General features: G+C 41.7%; 13 protein-coding genes, 3 tRNA genes and 3 rRNA genes. 3 read left to right on the forward strand and 16 right to left on the reverse strand.

What is annotated here, in order from left to right; genetic code table 11:
- Positions 1–39: 39 nt before the first annotated feature.
- The 13 genes from HWV01_RS22035 to HWV01_RS22095 all read right to left on the reverse strand — a co-directional run bounded on the left by HWV01_RS22035 (position 40) and on the right by HWV01_RS22095 (position 11,255).
- Positions 40–843 carry a TatD family hydrolase gene (locus HWV01_RS22035; protein ID WP_211673502.1) on the reverse strand — a complete coding sequence of 268 codons (804 nt, stop codon included), beginning with the start codon at positions 841–843 and terminating at the stop codon, positions 40–42.
- Positions 821–1,576: a twin-arginine translocase subunit TatC gene (gene tatC, locus HWV01_RS22040; protein ID WP_211673503.1), complete on the reverse strand. Its 756-nt coding sequence runs from the start codon at positions 1,574–1,576 to the stop codon at positions 821–823. Before tatC ends, HWV01_RS22035 begins: the two co-directional genes overlap by 23 nt.
- A complete protein-coding gene (tatB, locus tag HWV01_RS22045; RefSeq protein ID WP_211673504.1) occupies positions 1,577–1,954 on the reverse strand; it encodes a Sec-independent protein translocase protein TatB in 378 nt (125 codons plus the stop codon). It lies immediately after the preceding gene.
- Between the two features lie 3 nt (positions 1,955–1,957).
- Positions 1,958–2,194 (reverse strand): twin-arginine translocase TatA/TatE family subunit, encoded by a 237-nt coding sequence (gene tatA / locus HWV01_RS22050; protein WP_045108530.1) that lies wholly within the window; start codon positions 2,192–2,194, stop codon positions 1,958–1,960.
- Positions 2,195–2,325: 131 nt separating this feature from the next.
- On the reverse strand, positions 2,326–3,966 hold the full coding sequence (gene ubiB, locus HWV01_RS22055; protein ID WP_211673505.1) for a ubiquinone biosynthesis regulatory protein kinase UbiB: 1,641 nt from the start codon (positions 3,964–3,966) through the stop codon (positions 2,326–2,328).
- Complete coding sequence (locus tag HWV01_RS22060; protein ID WP_211673506.1) at positions 3,967–4,578, reverse strand: SCP2 domain-containing protein; 612 nt, start codon at positions 4,576–4,578, stop codon at positions 3,967–3,969.
- Positions 4,579–4,587: 9 nt separating this feature from the next.
- A complete protein-coding gene (gene ubiE, locus HWV01_RS22065) occupies positions 4,588–5,343 on the reverse strand; it encodes a bifunctional demethylmenaquinone methyltransferase/2-methoxy-6-polyprenyl-1,4-benzoquinol methylase UbiE (protein WP_211673507.1) in 756 nt (251 codons plus the stop codon).
- A gap of 620 nt (positions 5,344–5,963) precedes the next feature.
- A tRNA-Asp gene (locus HWV01_RS22070) sits at positions 5,964–6,040 on the reverse strand.
- 60 nt (positions 6,041–6,100) lie between these two features.
- Positions 6,101–6,216, reverse strand: a 5S ribosomal RNA gene (gene rrf / locus HWV01_RS22075).
- Positions 6,217–6,342: 126 nt separating this feature from the next.
- Positions 6,343–9,236, reverse strand: a 23S ribosomal RNA gene (locus HWV01_RS22080).
- A gap of 220 nt (positions 9,237–9,456) precedes the next feature.
- Positions 9,457–9,532: transfer RNA gene (locus HWV01_RS22085), tRNA-Ala, on the reverse strand.
- A gap of 24 nt (positions 9,533–9,556) precedes the next feature.
- Positions 9,557–9,633, reverse strand: a tRNA-Ile gene (locus HWV01_RS22090).
- Positions 9,634–9,710: 77 nt separating this feature from the next.
- Positions 9,711–11,255, reverse strand: a 16S ribosomal RNA gene (locus tag HWV01_RS22095).
- Together the 16S, 23S and 5S rRNA genes with 3 tRNA genes alongside form the textbook arrangement of a ribosomal RNA operon.
- Before the next feature lie 555 nt (positions 11,256–11,810).
- Between HWV01_RS22095 and HWV01_RS22100 the strand changes: the two genes are divergently transcribed.
- The 3 genes from HWV01_RS22100 (at position 11,811) to HWV01_RS22110 (ending at position 13,317) form a co-directional block, all read left to right on the forward strand.
- Complete coding sequence (locus tag HWV01_RS22100) at positions 11,811–12,209, forward strand: hypothetical protein (RefSeq protein ID WP_211673508.1); 399 nt, start codon at positions 11,811–11,813, stop codon at positions 12,207–12,209.
- Between the two features lie 60 nt (positions 12,210–12,269).
- On the forward strand, positions 12,270–12,758 hold the full coding sequence (locus HWV01_RS22105; protein ID WP_211673509.1) for a hypothetical protein: 489 nt from the start codon (positions 12,270–12,272) through the stop codon (positions 12,756–12,758).
- A 181-nt stretch (positions 12,759–12,939) separates the two neighbouring features.
- Complete coding sequence (locus HWV01_RS22110) at positions 12,940–13,317, forward strand: hypothetical protein (protein WP_211673510.1); 378 nt, start codon at positions 12,940–12,942, stop codon at positions 13,315–13,317.
- 43 nt (positions 13,318–13,360) lie between these two features.
- On the opposite strand, the gene leuA is transcribed toward HWV01_RS22110, so the two are convergent.
- From leuA to HWV01_RS22125, 3 genes are all read right to left on the reverse strand, one after another.
- Complete coding sequence (gene leuA, locus HWV01_RS22115; protein ID WP_211673511.1) at positions 13,361–15,031, reverse strand: 2-isopropylmalate synthase; 1,671 nt, start codon at positions 15,029–15,031, stop codon at positions 13,361–13,363.
- A 340-nt stretch (positions 15,032–15,371) separates the two neighbouring features.
- Positions 15,372–16,412 (reverse strand): GTP-binding protein, encoded by a 1,041-nt coding sequence (locus HWV01_RS22120; RefSeq protein ID WP_211673512.1) that lies wholly within the window; start codon positions 16,410–16,412, stop codon positions 15,372–15,374.
- Positions 16,413–16,623: 211 nt separating this feature from the next.
- Positions 16,624–17,268 (reverse strand): UPF0149 family protein, encoded by a 645-nt coding sequence (locus tag HWV01_RS22125; protein WP_211673513.1) that lies wholly within the window; start codon positions 17,266–17,268, stop codon positions 16,624–16,626.
- Positions 17,269–17,270 lie beyond the last annotated feature (2 nt).

A 17,270-nucleotide genomic window follows, 5' to 3' on the forward strand; every position in this document is an offset into this window, starting at 1 on the left:
TACAGGAAGTATTAACTAAGCAATATAAAGTGATAGTGGTCACAGCTTAGGTAACCTAAAGAACTGTTCAGTCACCTGTAAACTGCGACGCAATAATAGCTCAACATCCTCATTACGCGCGGTAGCAATCGTTTGTGCAACATGCGGTAAATAGCAAGGTTCATTACGACGTGATTTAGGCTTTGGTTTTAGATTTCGCGGTAATAAATACGGCGCATCCGTTTCTAACATTAACCGATCAGCTGGGATATCTCGCACCAACTGGTATAATTCCGACCCACGACGTTCATCACAGATCCAGCCAGTAACACCAATATGTAAATCTAATTCTAGGCACGCAGCCAAATCACTCGCAGAACCAGTAAAACAGTGCAGTACAGCTGCGGGTAACGCTGAACGATAGTCTTTCAAGATTGCGATAAAACGTTCGTTAGCATCGCGTTCATGCATGAAAACTGGCATATTCAATTCGGCAGCAAGCTCTAACTGCTTTGCAAACGTGGCTTCTTGCATCGGGCGAGGAGAAAAATCACGGTTGAAGTCCAAACCACATTCACCAATAGCGACGACACTGTCATATTGAGCAAGGGCTTTAATTTGCTGCCAGCTATCATCTGTAGCATGTCGAGCATCGTGCGGGTGAATGCCTGCTGTTGAATAAAGTTGCAGTGGGTAATCTTGAGTAAGTTGATAAGCTAGCTGGCTTTCGGCGATATCCGTGCCAGTTACAATTAAACGACGCACCCCTTGGGCAGAGGCGCGTTCAATAACATCAGGTAAATCTTTGTGAAAAGCAGCGTTTGTTAAATTAACGCCTATATCAATCAGTTCCTGCTTCTTCATCTTTTGTCTCGTCCTGTTTAACGTAAAAACGAGAAAATAATAAACCTAACTCAAACAATAGCAACATAGGTATCGCTAATAATGTTTGTGAAATAATATCTGGCGGTGTTAATAACATCCCCATGATAAATGCAGCAACGACAATATAAGGTCGTTTTTGACGTAAATTTTCAGGCGTGGTTGCGCCAGTCCAACATAATACTAATGTGGCAATGGGGATCTCAAATGCGAGACCAAACGCAAAAAATATCTTCAACACAAAATCAAGATAGCTACTAATATCAGGCGCAAATGTTACCCCTTCCGGCGAAGCCGCCGCAAAGAACTCGAATGCTAAAGGAAACACAACGAAATAAGAAAAAGCAATACCAAGATAAAAGAGTAAAGCACTACTTATTACCAATGGCGCGATCAACTTCTTCTCGTGCTTATATAAACCTGGCGCGATAAAAGCCCAAACTTGATACAAAACCCAAGGGATAGCAATAAATGAAGAAGCAACCAGTGTTAACTTTATTGGAGTAAAAAATGGTGTTGCGACATCTGTTGCAATCATACTTGTACCAGCGGGTAATTGCGCAATCAGTGGCGCTGATATCAACTGATAAATATCATTAGCAAAATACACTAATGAAATAAAAACTAAGATAATTGCGGCACTCGCACGCAATAACCTATCTCTCAGTTCGATTAAATGGGCAATCAAAGGCTGAGTATTTGGATCTGCTGCCATTTATTTTTTATCCTGTTCAATTACCTGCTCTGCTACTTTAGGTGCTTGGTCAACACTCGGCGTAGATGTTGACGTCGGTTTATCATCCGCATAAGGACGCGTAACCGACGCTGCAGCATCACGTAAAGAGTCGATAGAGCTTTGCAAATCAGGACTGATATTATTCATCCCTTGCTGCTCCGCTTTTTTCAAATTGTCATGCATTTCTTGAATTTTCAATTCATGTGACAATTCCTCTTTTACAGAATTGGCGGCACCCTTGATGGTTTTCACCCAAGAGCTCACAGTTCTGATAGCGACAGGTAAACGCTCTGGCCCTAATACTAATAGGCCCAGCACTGAAATAACCACAATTTCCCAAAATCCGATATCAAACATAAATTATGCCTGTTCTTTATCTTTTTTTGTTTCTTTGGTTACGTCTGTTTTTGCTGCAGTAGTTTCTTCTAATACTTTATTGTCTTCTTTCGTATCTTTAGGCTCGTCACTCATGGCTTTTTTGAAGCCTTTAACTGCCGCACCTAGATCACCACCAACATTACGTAACTTCTTCGTACCAAACAATAAAAGAATAATTACAGCAATGATAATTAACTGAGTAACACTAATTCCGCCCATGATAAAACCTTATTTTATATAATTGAATACGTCATTATTAACGTCGATCAGTATACAGTATATAAGCTACACATTTACTACACTCTGATCTACGATAAATTTTTTTCGCTTAACTCACTTTGTTGGACCAACTACTTAAGCTTAAACCAGCCGACTATTAATAGTCCAGAGCCGATACTGGCTAACGTAGTGGCTAGCGAAGTGGTATCAGGATTGTACACGATCGCCGCACAAATCATAAGTACACCACCACAGCTCAATAAATAACGACCTTTGTTTGCATACGCTTGCTGCTGAGTAAACCGCTCTGCTTGGGTAAACAATGTATCTAATTTAGCTTGCTGCTTAGTCGCTTTCGTGAGTGTATCAAACACCAGTTCAGGCAGTTCTGGTAACTTTTCAGCCCAAAACGGCGCACGTTGTTTTACTGCAGAAAAGACCGCTTGTGGCCCCATCTGTTCTTTGACCCAATTTTCAAGAAATGGCTTAGCCGTATCCCATAAGTCTAGCTGAGGATAGAGCTGACGACCTAATCCCTCAATGTACAATAATGTCTTTTGCAATAATACTAATTGCGGTTGTACTGTCATATCAAACTTACGTGCAGTGGCAAATAGATTAACCAGTACATGACCAAAAGAAATTTCAGCTAATGGTTTTTCAAAAATAGGATCACACACCGTACGGATCGCAAATTCAAAATCATTAACATCAACATAGGATGGCACCCAACCAGAATCAACGTGTAACTCTGCGACTTTACGATAATCACGATGGAAAAAGGCTAACAGATTCTCCGCTAAGTAACGCTTGTCGTCACGATTTAAGGTACCAACAATCCCACAATCAATACCAATCCAGCGAGGATCTTCAGGCGTTTCATAAGAAACAAACACATTACCAGGATGCATATCAGCATGGAAAAAACTATCGCGAAAAACTTGGGTAAAGAAGGTTTCAACACCTCGCTCAGCCAAAAGTTTCATATTGGTGCCCTGTGCCTCTAACGCAGCAATATCGGATACAGGAATACCGTAAATACGCTCCATTACAATCATATTTTTATGACTGTAATCTGGGTATATCTCTGGTACATACAACTCTTTAGAATCAAGAAAATTACGACGTAATTGGATTGCATTCGCCGCTTCACGCTCTAAATTCAATTCATCAAGAATCGTTTTTTCATAATCAAGAACCACTTCGAGTGGTCTTAAACGTCTGGCCTCGGGGACTAACTTCAGTAATACTTTCGACAGGCGTTTCATCAACTGAGTATCGGCACGAATAATCGGTTCGATATTAGGTCGAATAATTTTAATAACAACTTCTTCGCCGTTGCTCTTTAACTTAGCTGTATGCACTTGTGCAATAGATGCAGACGCTAAAGGCATCGGATCAAAGTCATCAAATACGTCATCAATAGGCTGACCAAGCGCAGATTCGATCTGCTGCATTGCTAATTGACTATCAAATGGTGGCACCTGATCTTGCAACATAGCCAATTGCTCAGCAAACTCTTGTGGTAATAAATCACGACGCGTTGATAACATCTGACCAAATTTGATAAAAACAGGGCCAAGTTGCTGTAATGCTAATTTGATACGTTCTGCAGGTGACTTTTCTGCATGTTTATTTTTGATCCAAAAAATAGATTTTCTGAATAATCGTGCTGATAACGGCTGCAATTGTGCAGGTAACAATTCATCAATGCCATATTCCAAAACAACTTTTTGGATATGATAAAAACGCTTTAGCTCAACCAATGTCATTTATACATCTTCCTTACGTGACAATAATGCCAAACGCATTTCAATCTGCTTACATTGCTGTTCTAACTCATTTACTTCATCACAAAAATTAACAATTTCTAAAGCGCCTGGAGCTAAACGTATTTCTTCAATTAAATATTCAGCTACATTATTCCGTGCGATCATCATGTTGTTTTGCAGCCAAGCTTGGCTCGATTTTGCACCTTGTAGTAGCTTATGTGCAGCAACATCTCCTGTGTAACGAGATAAATGCTCTTCCCAATCAATATCTAATTCTTTTAAGATAATGCTAAACTTGCTTGCTACCATAGGATCACCGCTCATATCTAATTCACCCTCTTTAATCAGAGCAGTGAATTGTGAACTATCTTGTAATCGAGAAAGACTCGATAACTTTATATCCATACAGCAGTCTGCATTTCCATCATACTTGGCTAACACATCAACCTGAGATGAAAAAATAAAATAAAGTGGCTTTGGTAGTTCTGCAATATTTACCTGTAGCACTTTACCTTTTAGCGACGCGATCTTATCTACTGCATTTGTATCTGCTTTTAATAATTGATTCAATAATGTTTCAATTCCCGCAGTAACTAGCATTTCGATTGGCATGAGTATTCCTTAGAATTTGTAACCGCGATGCAGAGCAACAATACCACCAGTCAAGTTGTGATATTCAACGCTTTCAAAACCAGCAGTTTCCATCATACCTTTTAATGTTTCTTGATTTGGATGCATACGAATTGATTCTGCTAGATATTGGTAACTATCGCCATCATCAGCAATTAATTCACCCATCTTAGGTAAAATATTAAATGAATAGAAATCATAAATTTTATTTAATGCTTCAGAATCTGGTTTTGAGAATTCAAGAACTAATAAACGACCACCTGGTTTTAATACACGAAACATCGATGCTAGCGCTTTATCTTTATCAGTCACGTTACGTAAACCAAATGCTATCGTGATCAGGTCGAAATGATTATCAGGAAAAGGCAGTTCTTCAGCATTTGCTTGCACGTAAGTCACGTTACCAACAATACCACGGTCACGTAATTTAGCACGACCAACTTTTAGCATTGAATCATTAATATCAGCAAGCGTTACTGCGCCAGTGTCTCCAACAATACGCGAAAACTTAGCAGTTAAATCACCTGTACCACCGGCAAGATCTAAAACTTTATGGCCAGGTCTTACACCACTGCAATCAATCGTAAAACGTTTCCACAGACGATGAATCCCCATAGACATGAGGTCATTCATTACATCATATTTAGCCGCTACTGAATGAAACACACTCGCAACCATATCGACCTTTTGGTCTGACTCTACAGTTTTATAGCCAAAATGAGTGGTGTTATTTGATTTATCTGTCATCGAGCTGTCCTTAATATCAGTTTAAGCGGATAGTTTACTGCAACTCAGAGACAACTGAAACGAAACAAAGCATTTAATCTATAAAAGGTAAAAAAATACCACATAGGATAAGTTATCATAAGAAAATCCAGAACTCAGTGTAATAGATCGCTTATCTTTTTATCAAGAGTCTAACGACAATCTGCTCGGTACTTTATCTCTGAATTTCAGGGTTTCATTGTTTGTTAGCGGTGTGGACGGGACTCGAAGTCTTTGGCAGCGTGACAGGCCACTTGTTTGGGTAGACAGTCTAACCAACTGAATACGATTCATCGTAACGAAGCCTCCGAACAATCTGTATTTTTGTATCCTGAATTTCAGGCACAAAAAAAGCCTCTATTTCTAACAAAAAGTTTTCGATTCAGGCTTTCGTTGTTTGTTGGCAAAGAGAAAGCGGACGGTTTTCTATAAACCACAACCCGCACTCCGGCGTGATAGGCCGCTTATCTTTTTATAAAGAGTCTAATCAACTGAATACGACTCATACGAACGAGCGCTCCGCACAATCTGCTCGATACTTATCACTGAATTTCAGGCACAAAAAAAGCCTGAATCTTTCGATTCAGGCTTTCGTTGTTTGTTGGCGGAGTGGACGGGACTCGAACCCGCGACCCCCGGCGTGACAGGCCGGTATTCTAACCAACTGAACTACCACTCCGCACAATCTGTGCTAATGTTTCCATCAGTCTTAATTTATAGTCTCTCGACGTTGTTTGGCGCTTGGCGATGCCCTACTCTCACATGGGGAAGCCCCACACTACCATCGGCGTTATTACGTTTCACTACTGAGTTCGGAATGGGATCAGGTGGTACCGCAACACTATGGTCACCAAGCAAATTTGGTTTGCTTTCAAGTTGTATCTTTAAAATCTGAAAAGCTATAAATAAAGAAGTCTTTAAAACATAAAGTGTTCTGTCTATTCTTAAGTCGATATTTCAATTAATCATACTTTAATTTGTATGGTTAAGCCTCACGGGTAATTAGTACAAGTTAGCTCAATGCCTCACAGCACTTACACACCTTGCCTATCAACGTTGTAGTCTCCAACGGCCCTTCAGGGAGCTTAAAGCTCCAGTGAGAACTCATCTCGAGGCCTGCTTCCCGCTTAGATGCTTTCAGCGGTTATCAGTTCCGAACTTAGCTACCGGGCAATGCTATTGGCATAACAACCCGAACACCAGTGGTTCGTCCACTCCGGTCCTCTCGTACTAGGAGCAGCTCCTCTCAATTCTCAAACGCCCACGGCAGATAGGGACCGAACTGTCTCACGACGTTCTAAACCCAGCTCGCGTACCACTTTAAATGGCGAACAGCCATACCCTTGGGACCAACTTCAGCCCCAGGATGTGATGAGCCGACATCGAGGTGCCAAACACCGCCGTCGATATGAACTCTTGGGCGGTATCAGCCTGTTATCCCCGGAGTACCTTTTATCCGTTGAGCGATGGCCCTTCCATTCAGAACCACCGGATCACTAAGACCTACTTTCGTACCTGCTCGACGTGTCTGTCTCGCAGTTAAGCTGGCTTATGCCTTTGCACTAACCACATGATGTCCAACCATGTTTAGCCAACCTTCGTGCTCCTCCGTTACTCTTTGGGAGGAGACCGCCCCAGTCAAACTACCCACCAGACACTGTCCGCAACCCCGATAAGGGGCCTACGTTAGAACATCAAACGTACAAGGGTGGTATTTCAAGGTTGACTCCACATCATCTAGCGACAATGCTTCAACGTCTCCCACCTATCCTACACATGTAGGTTCAATGTTCAGTGCCAAGCTATAGTAAAGGTTCACGGGGTCTTTCCGTCTAGCCGCGGGTACACTGCATCTTAACAGCGATTTCAATTTCACTGAGTCTCGGGTGGAGACAGCGTGGCCATCATTACGCCATTCGTGCAGGTCGGAACTTACCCGACAAGGAATTTCGCTACCTTAGGACCGTTATAGTTACGGCCGCCGTTTACCGGGGCTTCGATCATGAGCTTCGACCTAAGTCTAACCCAATCAATTAACCTTCCGGCACCGGGCAGGCGTCACACCGTATACGTCATCTTTCGATTTTGCACAGTGCTGTGTTTTTAATAAACAGTTGCAGCCACCATTTCTCTGCGACCAACAATAGCTTACGGAGCAAGTCCTTCACCATCATTGGCGTACCTTCTCCCGAAGTTACGGTACCATTTTGCCTAGTTCCTTCACCCGAGTTCTCTCAAGCGCCTTAGTATTCTCTACCTAACCACCTGTGTCGGTTTGGGGTACGATTCTCTTATATCTGAAGCTTAGAGGTTTTTCCTGGAAGCCGGGTATCAACTACTTCATCTCCGTAGAGACTCGTCATCAGTTCTCAGCCTTAATGTACGCCCGGATTTACCTAAGCATACAGCCTACAACCTTAAACATGGACAACCATCGCCATGCTAGCCTAACCTTCTCCGTCACCCCATCGCAATATAAGTGAGTACAGGAATATTAACCTGTTTCCCATCGACTACGCCTTTCGGCCTCGCCTTAGGGGTCGACTCACCCTGCCCCGATTAACGTTGGACAGGAACCCTTGGTCTTTCGGCGTGGAGGTTTTTCACCCCCATTATCGTTACTCATGTCAACATTCGCACTTCTGATACCTCCAGCAAGCTTCTCAACTCACCTTCGACGGCTTACAGAACGCTCCTCTACCATGCAAAGAACAAGTCTTTGCATCCGTAGCTTCGGTGGTATGTTTAGCCCCGTTAAATCTTCCGCGCAGACCGACTCGACCAGTGAGCTATTACGCTTTCTTTAAAAGATGGCTGCTTCTAAGCCAACTTCCTGGCTGTCTGAGCCTTTCCACATCGTTTCCCACTTAACATACACTTTGGGACCTTAGCTGACGGTCTGGGTTGTTTCCCTTTCCACGACGGACGTTAGCACCCGCCGTGTGTCTCCCGCGATTGAACTTATTGGTATTCGGAGTTTGCAAAGGGTTGGTAAGTCGGGATGACCCCCTAGCCTTAACAGTGCTCTACCCCCAATAGTTAGACGCGAGGCGCTACCTAAATAGCTTTCGAGGAGAACCAGCTATCTCCCGGTTTGATTGGCCTTTCACCCCCAGCCACAAGTCATCCGCTAATTTTTCAACATTAGTCGGTTCGGTCCTCCAGTTGATGTTACTCAACCTTCAACCTGCCCATGGCTAGATCACCGGGTTTCGGGTCTAATCCCAGCAACTATTCGCGCAGTTAACACTCGGTTTCCCTACGGCTCCGCTATTCGCTTAACCTTGCTACTGAAATTAAGTCGTTGACCCATTATACAAAAGGTACGCAGTCACAGAACAAGTCTGCTCCCACTGCTTGTACGTATACGGTTTCAGGTTCTATTTCACTCCCCTCACAGGGGTTCTTTTCGCCTTTCCCTCACGGTACTGGTTCACTATCGGTCAGTCAGTAGTATTTAGCCTTGGAAGATGGTCCTCCCATATTCAAACAGCATATCACGTGTGCCGTCCTACTCGATTTCACAGTAAGGTCGTTTTCATGTACGGGACTATCACCCTGTATCGTGAAACTTTCCAGAATCTTCCACTAACTTCCAAACTGCTTAAGGGCTAGACCCCGTTCGCTCGCCGCTACTAAGGGTATCTCTATTGATTTCTTTTCCTCGGGGTACTTAGATGTTTCAGTTCTCCCGGTTCGCTTCGTAACGCTATGTATTCACGTTACGATACTCTACAAAGTAGAGTGGGTTCCCCCATTCGGAAATCTGTGGATTAACGCTTTTTATCAACTCCCCACAGCTTAACGCAGATTAACACGTCCTTCATCGCCTCTGACTGCCTAGGCATCCACCGTATACGCTTAGTCACTTAACCATACAATCTAAAGTCGACCGTACAATTGAAATAACTAGGTATTATCTAGTTTTTTTCGCCTCAAGAATACTCAAGAACACTATATTGTTATTACCGAAGTAATAACGTGTTTTAAGAACTTCTTTATTTATTCAGCTTTCCAAATTTTTAAAGAGCAATTTGCTAAAAAGCAAAGATAAGCATTAAGCTTGCTTAGCTTTGTATTTTAACAACTATGATGTGGTGGAGCTATGCGGGATCGAACCGCAGACCTCCTGCGTGCAAGGCAGGCGCTCTCCCAGCTGAGCTATAGCCCCACATCATAGAGTTCGTAAGAAGATTGGTAGGACTGAGTAGATTTGAACTACCGACCTCACCCTTATCAGGGGCGCGCTCTAACCAACTGAGCTACAGTCCTATCGCATTTCTTACATGCTTTTCAACTTTCTATTCAAGCAATTTGTGTGGGCACTTACAAAAATTAACAACTTTACGTAAGGAGGTGATCCAGCCCCAGGTTCCCCTAGGGCTACCTTGTTACGACTTCACCCCAGTCATGAACCACACCGTGGTCATCGCCCTCCCGAAGGTTAAGCTAATGACTTCTGGTGCAGCCCACTCCCATGGTGTGACGGGCGGTGTGTACAAGGCCCGGGAACGTATTCACCGTGACATTCTGATTCACGATTACTAGCGATTCCGACTTCATGGGGTCGAGTTGCAGACCCCAATCCGGACTACGACGCACTTTATGGGATTCGCTTACCATTGCTGGTTTGCAGCCCTTTGTATGCGCCATTGTAGCACGTGTGTAGCCCTACTCGTAAGGGCCATGATGACTTGACGTCGTCCCCACCTTCCTCCGGTTTATCACCGGCAGTCTCCTTAGAGTTCCCACCATTACGTGCTGGCAAATAAGGATAAGGGTTGCGCTCGTTGCGGGACTTAACCCAACATTTCACAACACGAGCTGACGACAGCCATGCAGCACCTGTCTCATAGTTCCCGAAGGCACCAATTCATCTCTGAAAAGTTCTATGGATGTCAAGAGTAGGTAAGGTTCTTCGCGTTGCATCGAATTAAACCACATGCTCCACCGCTTGTGCGGGCCCCCGTCAATTCATTTGAGTTTTAACCTTGCGGCCGTACTCCCCAGGCGGTCTACTTAATGCGTTAGCTTAAGAGCCCAGTTCTCAAGGAACCAAACTCCGAGTAGACATCGTTTACGGCGTGGACTACCGGGGTATCTAATCCCGTTTGCTACCCACGCTTTCGCATCTGAGCGTCAGTTACTTGCCAGGTGGCCGCCTTCGCCACTGGTATTCCTTCAGATCTCTACGCATTTCACCGCTACACCTGAAATTCTACCACCCTCTCAAGAACTCTAGTTTGCCAGTTCGAAATGCAGTTCCCAGGTTGAGCCCGGGGCTTTCACATCTCGCTTAACAAACCGCCTGCATGCGCTTTACGCCCAGTAATTCCGATTAACGCTTGCACCCTCCGTATTACCGCGGCTGCTGGCACGGAGTTAGCCGGTGCTTCTTCTGCGAGTAACGTCACAGTAGTAAAGTATTAATTTACTACCTTTCCTCCTCGCTGAAAGTACTTTACAACCCTAAGGCCTTCTTCATACACGCGGTATGGCTGCATCAGGGTTTCCCCCATTGTGCAATATTCCCCACTGCTGCCTCCCGTAGGAGTCTGGACCGTGTCTCAGTTCCAGTGTGGCTGATCATCCTCTCAGACCAGCTAGGGATCGTCGCCTTGGTGAGCTCTTACCTCACCAACAAGCTAATCCCACTTGGGCTCATCTAGTCGCGAGAGCTTTCAAGAAGAGGCCCCCTTTCACCCGTAGGTCGTATGCGGTATTAGCAGTCGTTTCCAACTGTTGTCCCCCTCGACTAGGCAGATTCCCAAGCATTACTCACCCGTCCGCCGCTCGACGCCAGAATAGCAAGCTATTCTTCGTTTCCGCTCGACTTGCATGTGTTAAGCCTACCGCCAGCGTTCAATCTGAGCCATGATCAAACTCTTCAATTAAAAGTTTTTGACTAATCGCCTAAGCGATTAAGTCGGCTCAATGAATTCTGTACTTCAACAACAAACCGAAGTTTGTTGTTTATAAAACCAAATCTTTCGATTTAATTTAATGTTCACAATTACATTGATATAATTTTTGGTCATTATATCTCTGCAAGTGCTCACACAGATTGCTTGAATAAATTGTTAAAGAGCATTGACATCAACGCTTTGCGTCTTAGTCAGGCTGCGTATTCTACGCAAACCAAATTCGAAGTCAAGCACATATTTATGCTTTATTCAGGACGTTCAAAAAGTAACCTAAGTTCTTTTTAAACACCTTACTGAGCGGCTGTTGCCGTGTCAGTGAGGTCGCATTATAGAGATCTAACTTTACATGGCAAGTCTTTATTAACAAAACATGTAACCAGACAAAGAGCTGCTCACATAACAGCCAAATAGATCACGTCAACGACCAAACTGCTCGATAAATAACATTCACTCTATGCTTATAATAGCCATCACTCCATATATCGATTATTTTATCCCTACATTTTACCTCATAATGAAACTATCATGTCTTTACCTATTGAATATACCCGCTTAAACCTATTAGTCGCCGAGAAAACCAAACGCCAACGACAATACAAAGCTCAACTCCTTGTAATACGCAGCGGTGATATCAACATTCGTTTAGGTAAAACACTTATCACACTCAATCAATCACAATCTATATGGTTACCGCATGACTGCTTATATTCAGTTGAATCATTAGCAACAAGTCAGATTGATATATTATCGTTTTCAGCTCGAGTAACAATTGGTTTACCAACCCGCTTATATCAATCTACAACGCCTTCATTATTACCTTTATTAATAGACGAGCTCACAACAATAGATAAAACCAGTGTTCCAGCTCAGCATTTATTTCAAGTATGCTTAGATCAGGTCCATAAATTAACAGAGCATGTTTAAGCTAATATTATTTTATGGGTAAATTGCGTATAATTAATTTTTCCATTATTTAAATCAATTATGTTTATTTTTAAATGCGAAGGTTTTAATCAAGAACAAGCAACGATTCAAGTTACATCGTTACTGTGGACAGAATCAGGCGAAGTCACCTTTAGCGCTACTGATGATAATTTTGCCTGCTTACTACTAACCCAATGTAAAAGTGATAGTGGTGGTTTTTTCAACCTACTCGCAGGTTGTAAACCTTTGTTGGTAGAACAATGGCTAGAATATTTAGAAGAAAAGCAGTTAATCAAAAAAGTATCACTAGAGCAAGTCGATTATAAAGAAACTGAATACCCGCTCAAACTAGCCTTTGATGATGAACATGCCAGTACATTACTTGATATGCTATACAAAATAGGTAATTTCAATCGTTTACAAGTTTCTCGCTATTTAAAGAATAGAAACAACATTACCTATCTATCAACCAAGTATGACAAAACAGATTTACAACGCTATCAGCAACTTGGTAAAGCAATTAATTTTATTCTCAGACTAAAGAAATAGCACAAAAAATCATAACTAGTGTGCCTAAACCTTTCAACTTACTAATCTTATCAGCCACTTACATTATGCAGCACTAAAGTGTAATAGTTAATGACTTAAAACAATAGCCAATTATGTTAAGCGAGTGTTAATATTATTACTTATTAACGACAATCGAAATAACACAAGGAAGTGCTGTTTTATGAAGAAGTTACTTGCATATATTGTGCTGAGTACTGGTCTATATGGATGTCAATCGGCACCTAACTACAAATACCAGCCCACCAAACTAGATAATATTGCTATCGTACGTTATCAAACAATGGCGGATAATTATCAGCATCTGAAATTTGATCGCTACAACTCAATTCTGACAGTCATTTACCAACTGCCAGCCAACAATCTTATCTGGCAACAAGATAAAATAGAAAAACAAACGCATTATGCGTTATGTGAAAATAAAAATAGTACCATTTATCGATTAGCGCACAAAGATCATGTAGGCGTGAAATTTGTATATAAGGGCCAAGGCGGAAAAACCTTAGGCCCTTGGGCTACAGATATCTGTGAACAAAACTAATATAGAGAATGGGTGTTCAGTAACACTAAACACCAATTCTCTATTATGCGGCAACAAGGTTTTTAATCACTTCTATTTGATTCACTGCATTTAATAATGCCGTTAGTGATGCCGTTAAAATATCGCGGTTAACCGCAACCCCAATAACGGATTGTGTTGCAGTTTTCAGTTGTAAATAAGCAATTGCATCGGCATCTGCACCTTTACTTAATGCATGCTCACTAAAATTAACTACATCAAATTCAATATTAAAATGTTGTTTTAGCGCTTGTATAAAGGCTGTTAAGGCTCCATTCCCCTCACCTGTGATCGCTTTTAATTCGCCAGCATTTTCAAGTTGAGCCTGTATTTTATCTATATTGCCATGACTAACGTTATATTCCATTAACTTATAAAAGTCATCACTACTTCCATAAGTTGATTTAAATAGCTGCCATATTTGCGGGATCATCAACTCACTAGCGGTTGCTTCCGATTTTTGTTGTACCACACTAGAGAATTCAACCTGTAGCCAACGAGGTAACTGCACGCCATATTCTTGTTCAAGTAAATAAGCAATGCCTCCTTTACCCGACTGGCTATTTACACGAATAACGTGCTTTAACGTTCGATTTAAATCAGTTGGGTCAATAGGTAAATAAGCCACATTCCAAGTATCTTCAGGTTTTCTACGGTCTAGGCATTTTTTAATCGCATCCTGATGACTTCCAGAAAAAGCGGTATACACTAATTCACCAACATAAGGATGACGAGGATGAACAGGTAGCTTGGTACATTCCGTTATAGTGGTAATAACATTATCAATATCGCCAAGATTAAGTTTAGGATCGATACCTTGGCTATAAAGGTTCATAGCCATCGTAATAATATCCATATTGCCAGTACGTTCACCATTACCTAATAAGGTACCTTCCACACGATCTGCTCCCGCCATCACAGCGAGTTCAGCTGCCGCAACAGCACAACCACGATCGTTGTGAGTATGTACACTGACGGTAATGGCTTCTCGACCCTGCACATGTTCACAGAACCATTCGACTTGATCTGCAAACACGTTCGGCGTCGACATTTCGACCGTTGCAGGCAAATTAATAATGACCGGATTTGCCGGTGTTGGCTGCCAAACCGCATTGACCGCATCACAAATATCAACGGCAAAATCCAATTCTGTACCCGAAAAACTTTCCGGTGAATATTCAAACTGCCAGCAAGGCCCAGGATTAGCATCAGCATGCTGTTTAACCCATGTAGCCCCTTGCACCGCGATATCAATTATACCTTGACGATCTTTTTGAAAGACAAGCTCTCTTTGTACTGTCGACGTTGAATTATAGACGTGGATAATCGCCTGTTTCACACCTTTTAGTGCTGCGAATGTTTTTTCGATAAGACTTTCACGCGCTTGGGTTAAAACTTGAATAGTCACATCATCTGGGATCTTATTTTCTTCAATTAACCAGCGGACAAAATCAAAATCCATTTTCGATGCAGCAGGAAAACCAACTTCGATTTGTTTAAAACCCATAGTCAATAAAAGTTGGTAATAACGGCGCTTTTGCGCAACAGTCATCGGCTCAACAAGCGCTTGATTGCCATCGCGTAAATCAACACTACACCATTGCGGAGCCTGAATAATACTCTTATTCGGCCATTGTCGATTAGGCATATTTAGGATTGGGAAAGCTTGGTACTTACTGTGGTTAAATGTAGTCATATTAAAGTCCTTTTACGTATTTACAGTCACATCATCAATGATGAATTAGCGATCATCGCGCTGGGTAAAAACAGCAACTAAGCACCACACTCAAGGCTTAGTTACTGTATCCAAGTCGTATAAGTAATAAAGATTTAATTTTTTTATCAACCATCATCGGCACCAAACGTTTATTGACAGAAAGTTTATAATTAAAGTATACGTAAAAACACGCAGATAATGATTGTTTTGTTTGTACTAATCACCTGAATATCAGCAATTCATAGCTAAAATATAAACAAACCAAGCTATATATCACTACATTTGGTTTTAAAAGTGCAATTTAAAAATTTGGCTTCAATTATTTTCTGCTCGAGAGAGTGAGAGAATCGCATAATGCCTCTTCGAGCTTTTGCCAAGGTAGCTCAATCATGCTAATGATTTCGATCTTACTCGTTTCCAACTCACTGATGGGCATAAAGTCACATTCGCCATTAACACTGTTTATCGAAAAACAGCCTTGTTCGGTCTTAATTACAGCTTTCAAACGCACAACTTCCAAAGGCTCTAATAATGTCGCTAGTGCCATTAAATTAAATACCTGTTGCTGATTGAAAGTCCAGCCATAACTAAATAAACCCTGTCCTTCACCATGATTGCGTTCAAAACGCAGATCGGTATCGAGCGCTAACGACTCTTTTTCATGATGATGATGTGTATGGCTATGTTTTAGATGCGCGGATAAATGTTGAGACCGGCGTTTATAATCAAGTGGCAGCGCGAGAGTATCAATTGAAAATTCACCATGATGCGTCCACACGACTGATTTTTTAGCTGGTAATAGTTGTGCAGAAAAGTCCATGAAACAGCGCTTATCTTCACTATTTAGTTGCTCCGTTTTATTCGCCACAAGTACATCAGCCAAGCTGATTTGATCTTGAAAGTGATTATTTTCAACGTATTTACGATCATTAAGATGGATAGGGTCAACCAAGCAGATAGTTGCGTTGAGCGCTAAAACATCACAGTAAAATTCACCCGATAGATCTTTAATCACTTGTTGTAAATGCCCAAGTCCTGTTGGCTCAATCAAGATACGATCAGGCTTTGCTTTACTGATTAACATATTCAATCCCATTTTCATGGGTAGCCCGGCGACGCAGCAAAGACAACCGCCTGGAATTTCTTTGACAATAATACGCTGTTCTTGATTGTCTAACGTTTCAGTAAATGCAGATAATAAAGTACCATCAATACCTATTTGACCAAACTCGTTAACCAATATTCCCCACACTTCACCTTCCGGTTTTTGCTTAAGTAACTGTTGGATAGCGGTTGTTTTACCGACACCAAGAAAACCAGTAATAATATTGGTCGGTATTTTATTTACTTGTTTCGACATTAGACTTCCTATGCATGATTACGGCGATCAAAAAGTGACACTGAAACATCATAATAGATAAGGCATTTTTATAAAATAGGCAGGTATATGAAAATAGTAATTAAGAAAAGCAGCCAGTAAAAGGACAAAAGCGATAAGCTTAATATTACGAGACAAATATAACCGTGAATAACAGCTGACTACTCACGGTTATTAAATAATAACCAAGTGATTAATCAATCAGTTCGTCATCATTCCAATCGTCATCATCATAATTACCACTTGCCAATGCCGCTTGTTCAATCACTTGAGCATAAGCGACAATGAAATCAGGCATCATCTCTAATACGGTATGCGTAAATGTTTCCCATTCACTTTGTTGTAATTGTGCAATTTGTTGCGCAGTACCAGCACAGGAGAAATAACTTAAGCACAAATACGCCATTTGTAATGCTTGATGCATTTCACTATCGTCAGCCAGTGAGCTTACTAAACTTTCATAATAAAAAGCAGCACCAATCGCAAAACCAATCGACCAATCATTTAATGCTTCACCGGAGTTAAAGTTGTCCGCAAAATCAGCAGTCTCGATACACTCGGCTGGTAATTTAGCTCCCGTTTCATAGACCTGTTCACTGATCTCATTATAAACAGAGATAATCGCGAATAATTTATCATCCGTAATATTTTGTGGTGCAGCACCGCCAAAGATCATATCCATCCAATCTTCAGTTTCTATTGGTTCAGGTGCAGCAACTAAACCAAAGAAAAAACCTTTCATCGCAATTAATGATAATGTTTCTTTTGGTGTTTCGTCACCAGATAGCCAATCTGATAATAATATTTCATCTTCGCGTGATAATGCTGAACCAGTCATAT

Source organism: Moritella sp. 5 (assembly GCF_018219455.1).
GTDB lineage: Bacteria > Pseudomonadota > Gammaproteobacteria > Enterobacterales > Moritellaceae > Moritella.

What these genes read in the sequence shown, in the direction of transcription:
- HWV01_RS22035 (WP_211673502.1), bottom strand. Translation starts at nt 843, where the DNA reads ATGAAGAAGCAGGAACTGATTGATATAGGCGTTAATTTAACAAACGCT.
- tatC (WP_211673503.1), bottom strand. Translation starts at nt 1,576, where the DNA reads ATGGCAGCAGATCCAAATACTCAGCCTTTGATTGCCCATTTAATCGAA.
- tatB (WP_211673504.1), bottom strand. Translation starts at nt 1,954, where the DNA reads ATGTTTGATATCGGATTTTGGGAAATTGTGGTTATTTCAGTGCTGGGC.
- tatA (WP_045108530.1), bottom strand. Translation starts at nt 2,194, where the DNA reads ATGGGCGGAATTAGTGTTACTCAGTTAATTATCATTGCTGTAATTATT.
- ubiB (WP_211673505.1), bottom strand. Translation starts at nt 3,966, where the DNA reads ATGACATTGGTTGAGCTAAAGCGTTTTTATCATATCCAAAAAGTTGTT.
- HWV01_RS22060 (WP_211673506.1), bottom strand. Translation starts at nt 4,578, where the DNA reads ATGCCAATCGAAATGCTAGTTACTGCGGGAATTGAAACATTATTGAAT.
- ubiE (WP_211673507.1), bottom strand. Translation starts at nt 5,343, where the DNA reads ATGACAGATAAATCAAATAACACCACTCATTTTGGCTATAAAACTGTA.
- HWV01_RS22100 (WP_211673508.1), top strand. Translation starts at nt 11,811, where the DNA reads ATGTCTTTACCTATTGAATATACCCGCTTAAACCTATTAGTCGCCGAG.
- HWV01_RS22105 (WP_211673509.1), top strand. Translation starts at nt 12,270, where the DNA reads ATGTTTATTTTTAAATGCGAAGGTTTTAATCAAGAACAAGCAACGATT.
- HWV01_RS22110 (WP_211673510.1), top strand. Translation starts at nt 12,940, where the DNA reads ATGAAGAAGTTACTTGCATATATTGTGCTGAGTACTGGTCTATATGGA.
- leuA (WP_211673511.1), bottom strand. Translation starts at nt 15,031, where the DNA reads ATGACTACATTTAACCACAGTAAGTACCAAGCTTTCCCAATCCTAAAT.
- HWV01_RS22120 (WP_211673512.1), bottom strand. Translation starts at nt 16,412, where the DNA reads ATGTCGAAACAAGTAAATAAAATACCGACCAATATTATTACTGGTTTT.
- HWV01_RS22125 (WP_211673513.1), bottom strand. Translation starts at nt 17,268, where the DNA reads ATGACTGGTTCAGCATTATCACGCGAAGATGAAATATTATTATCAGAT.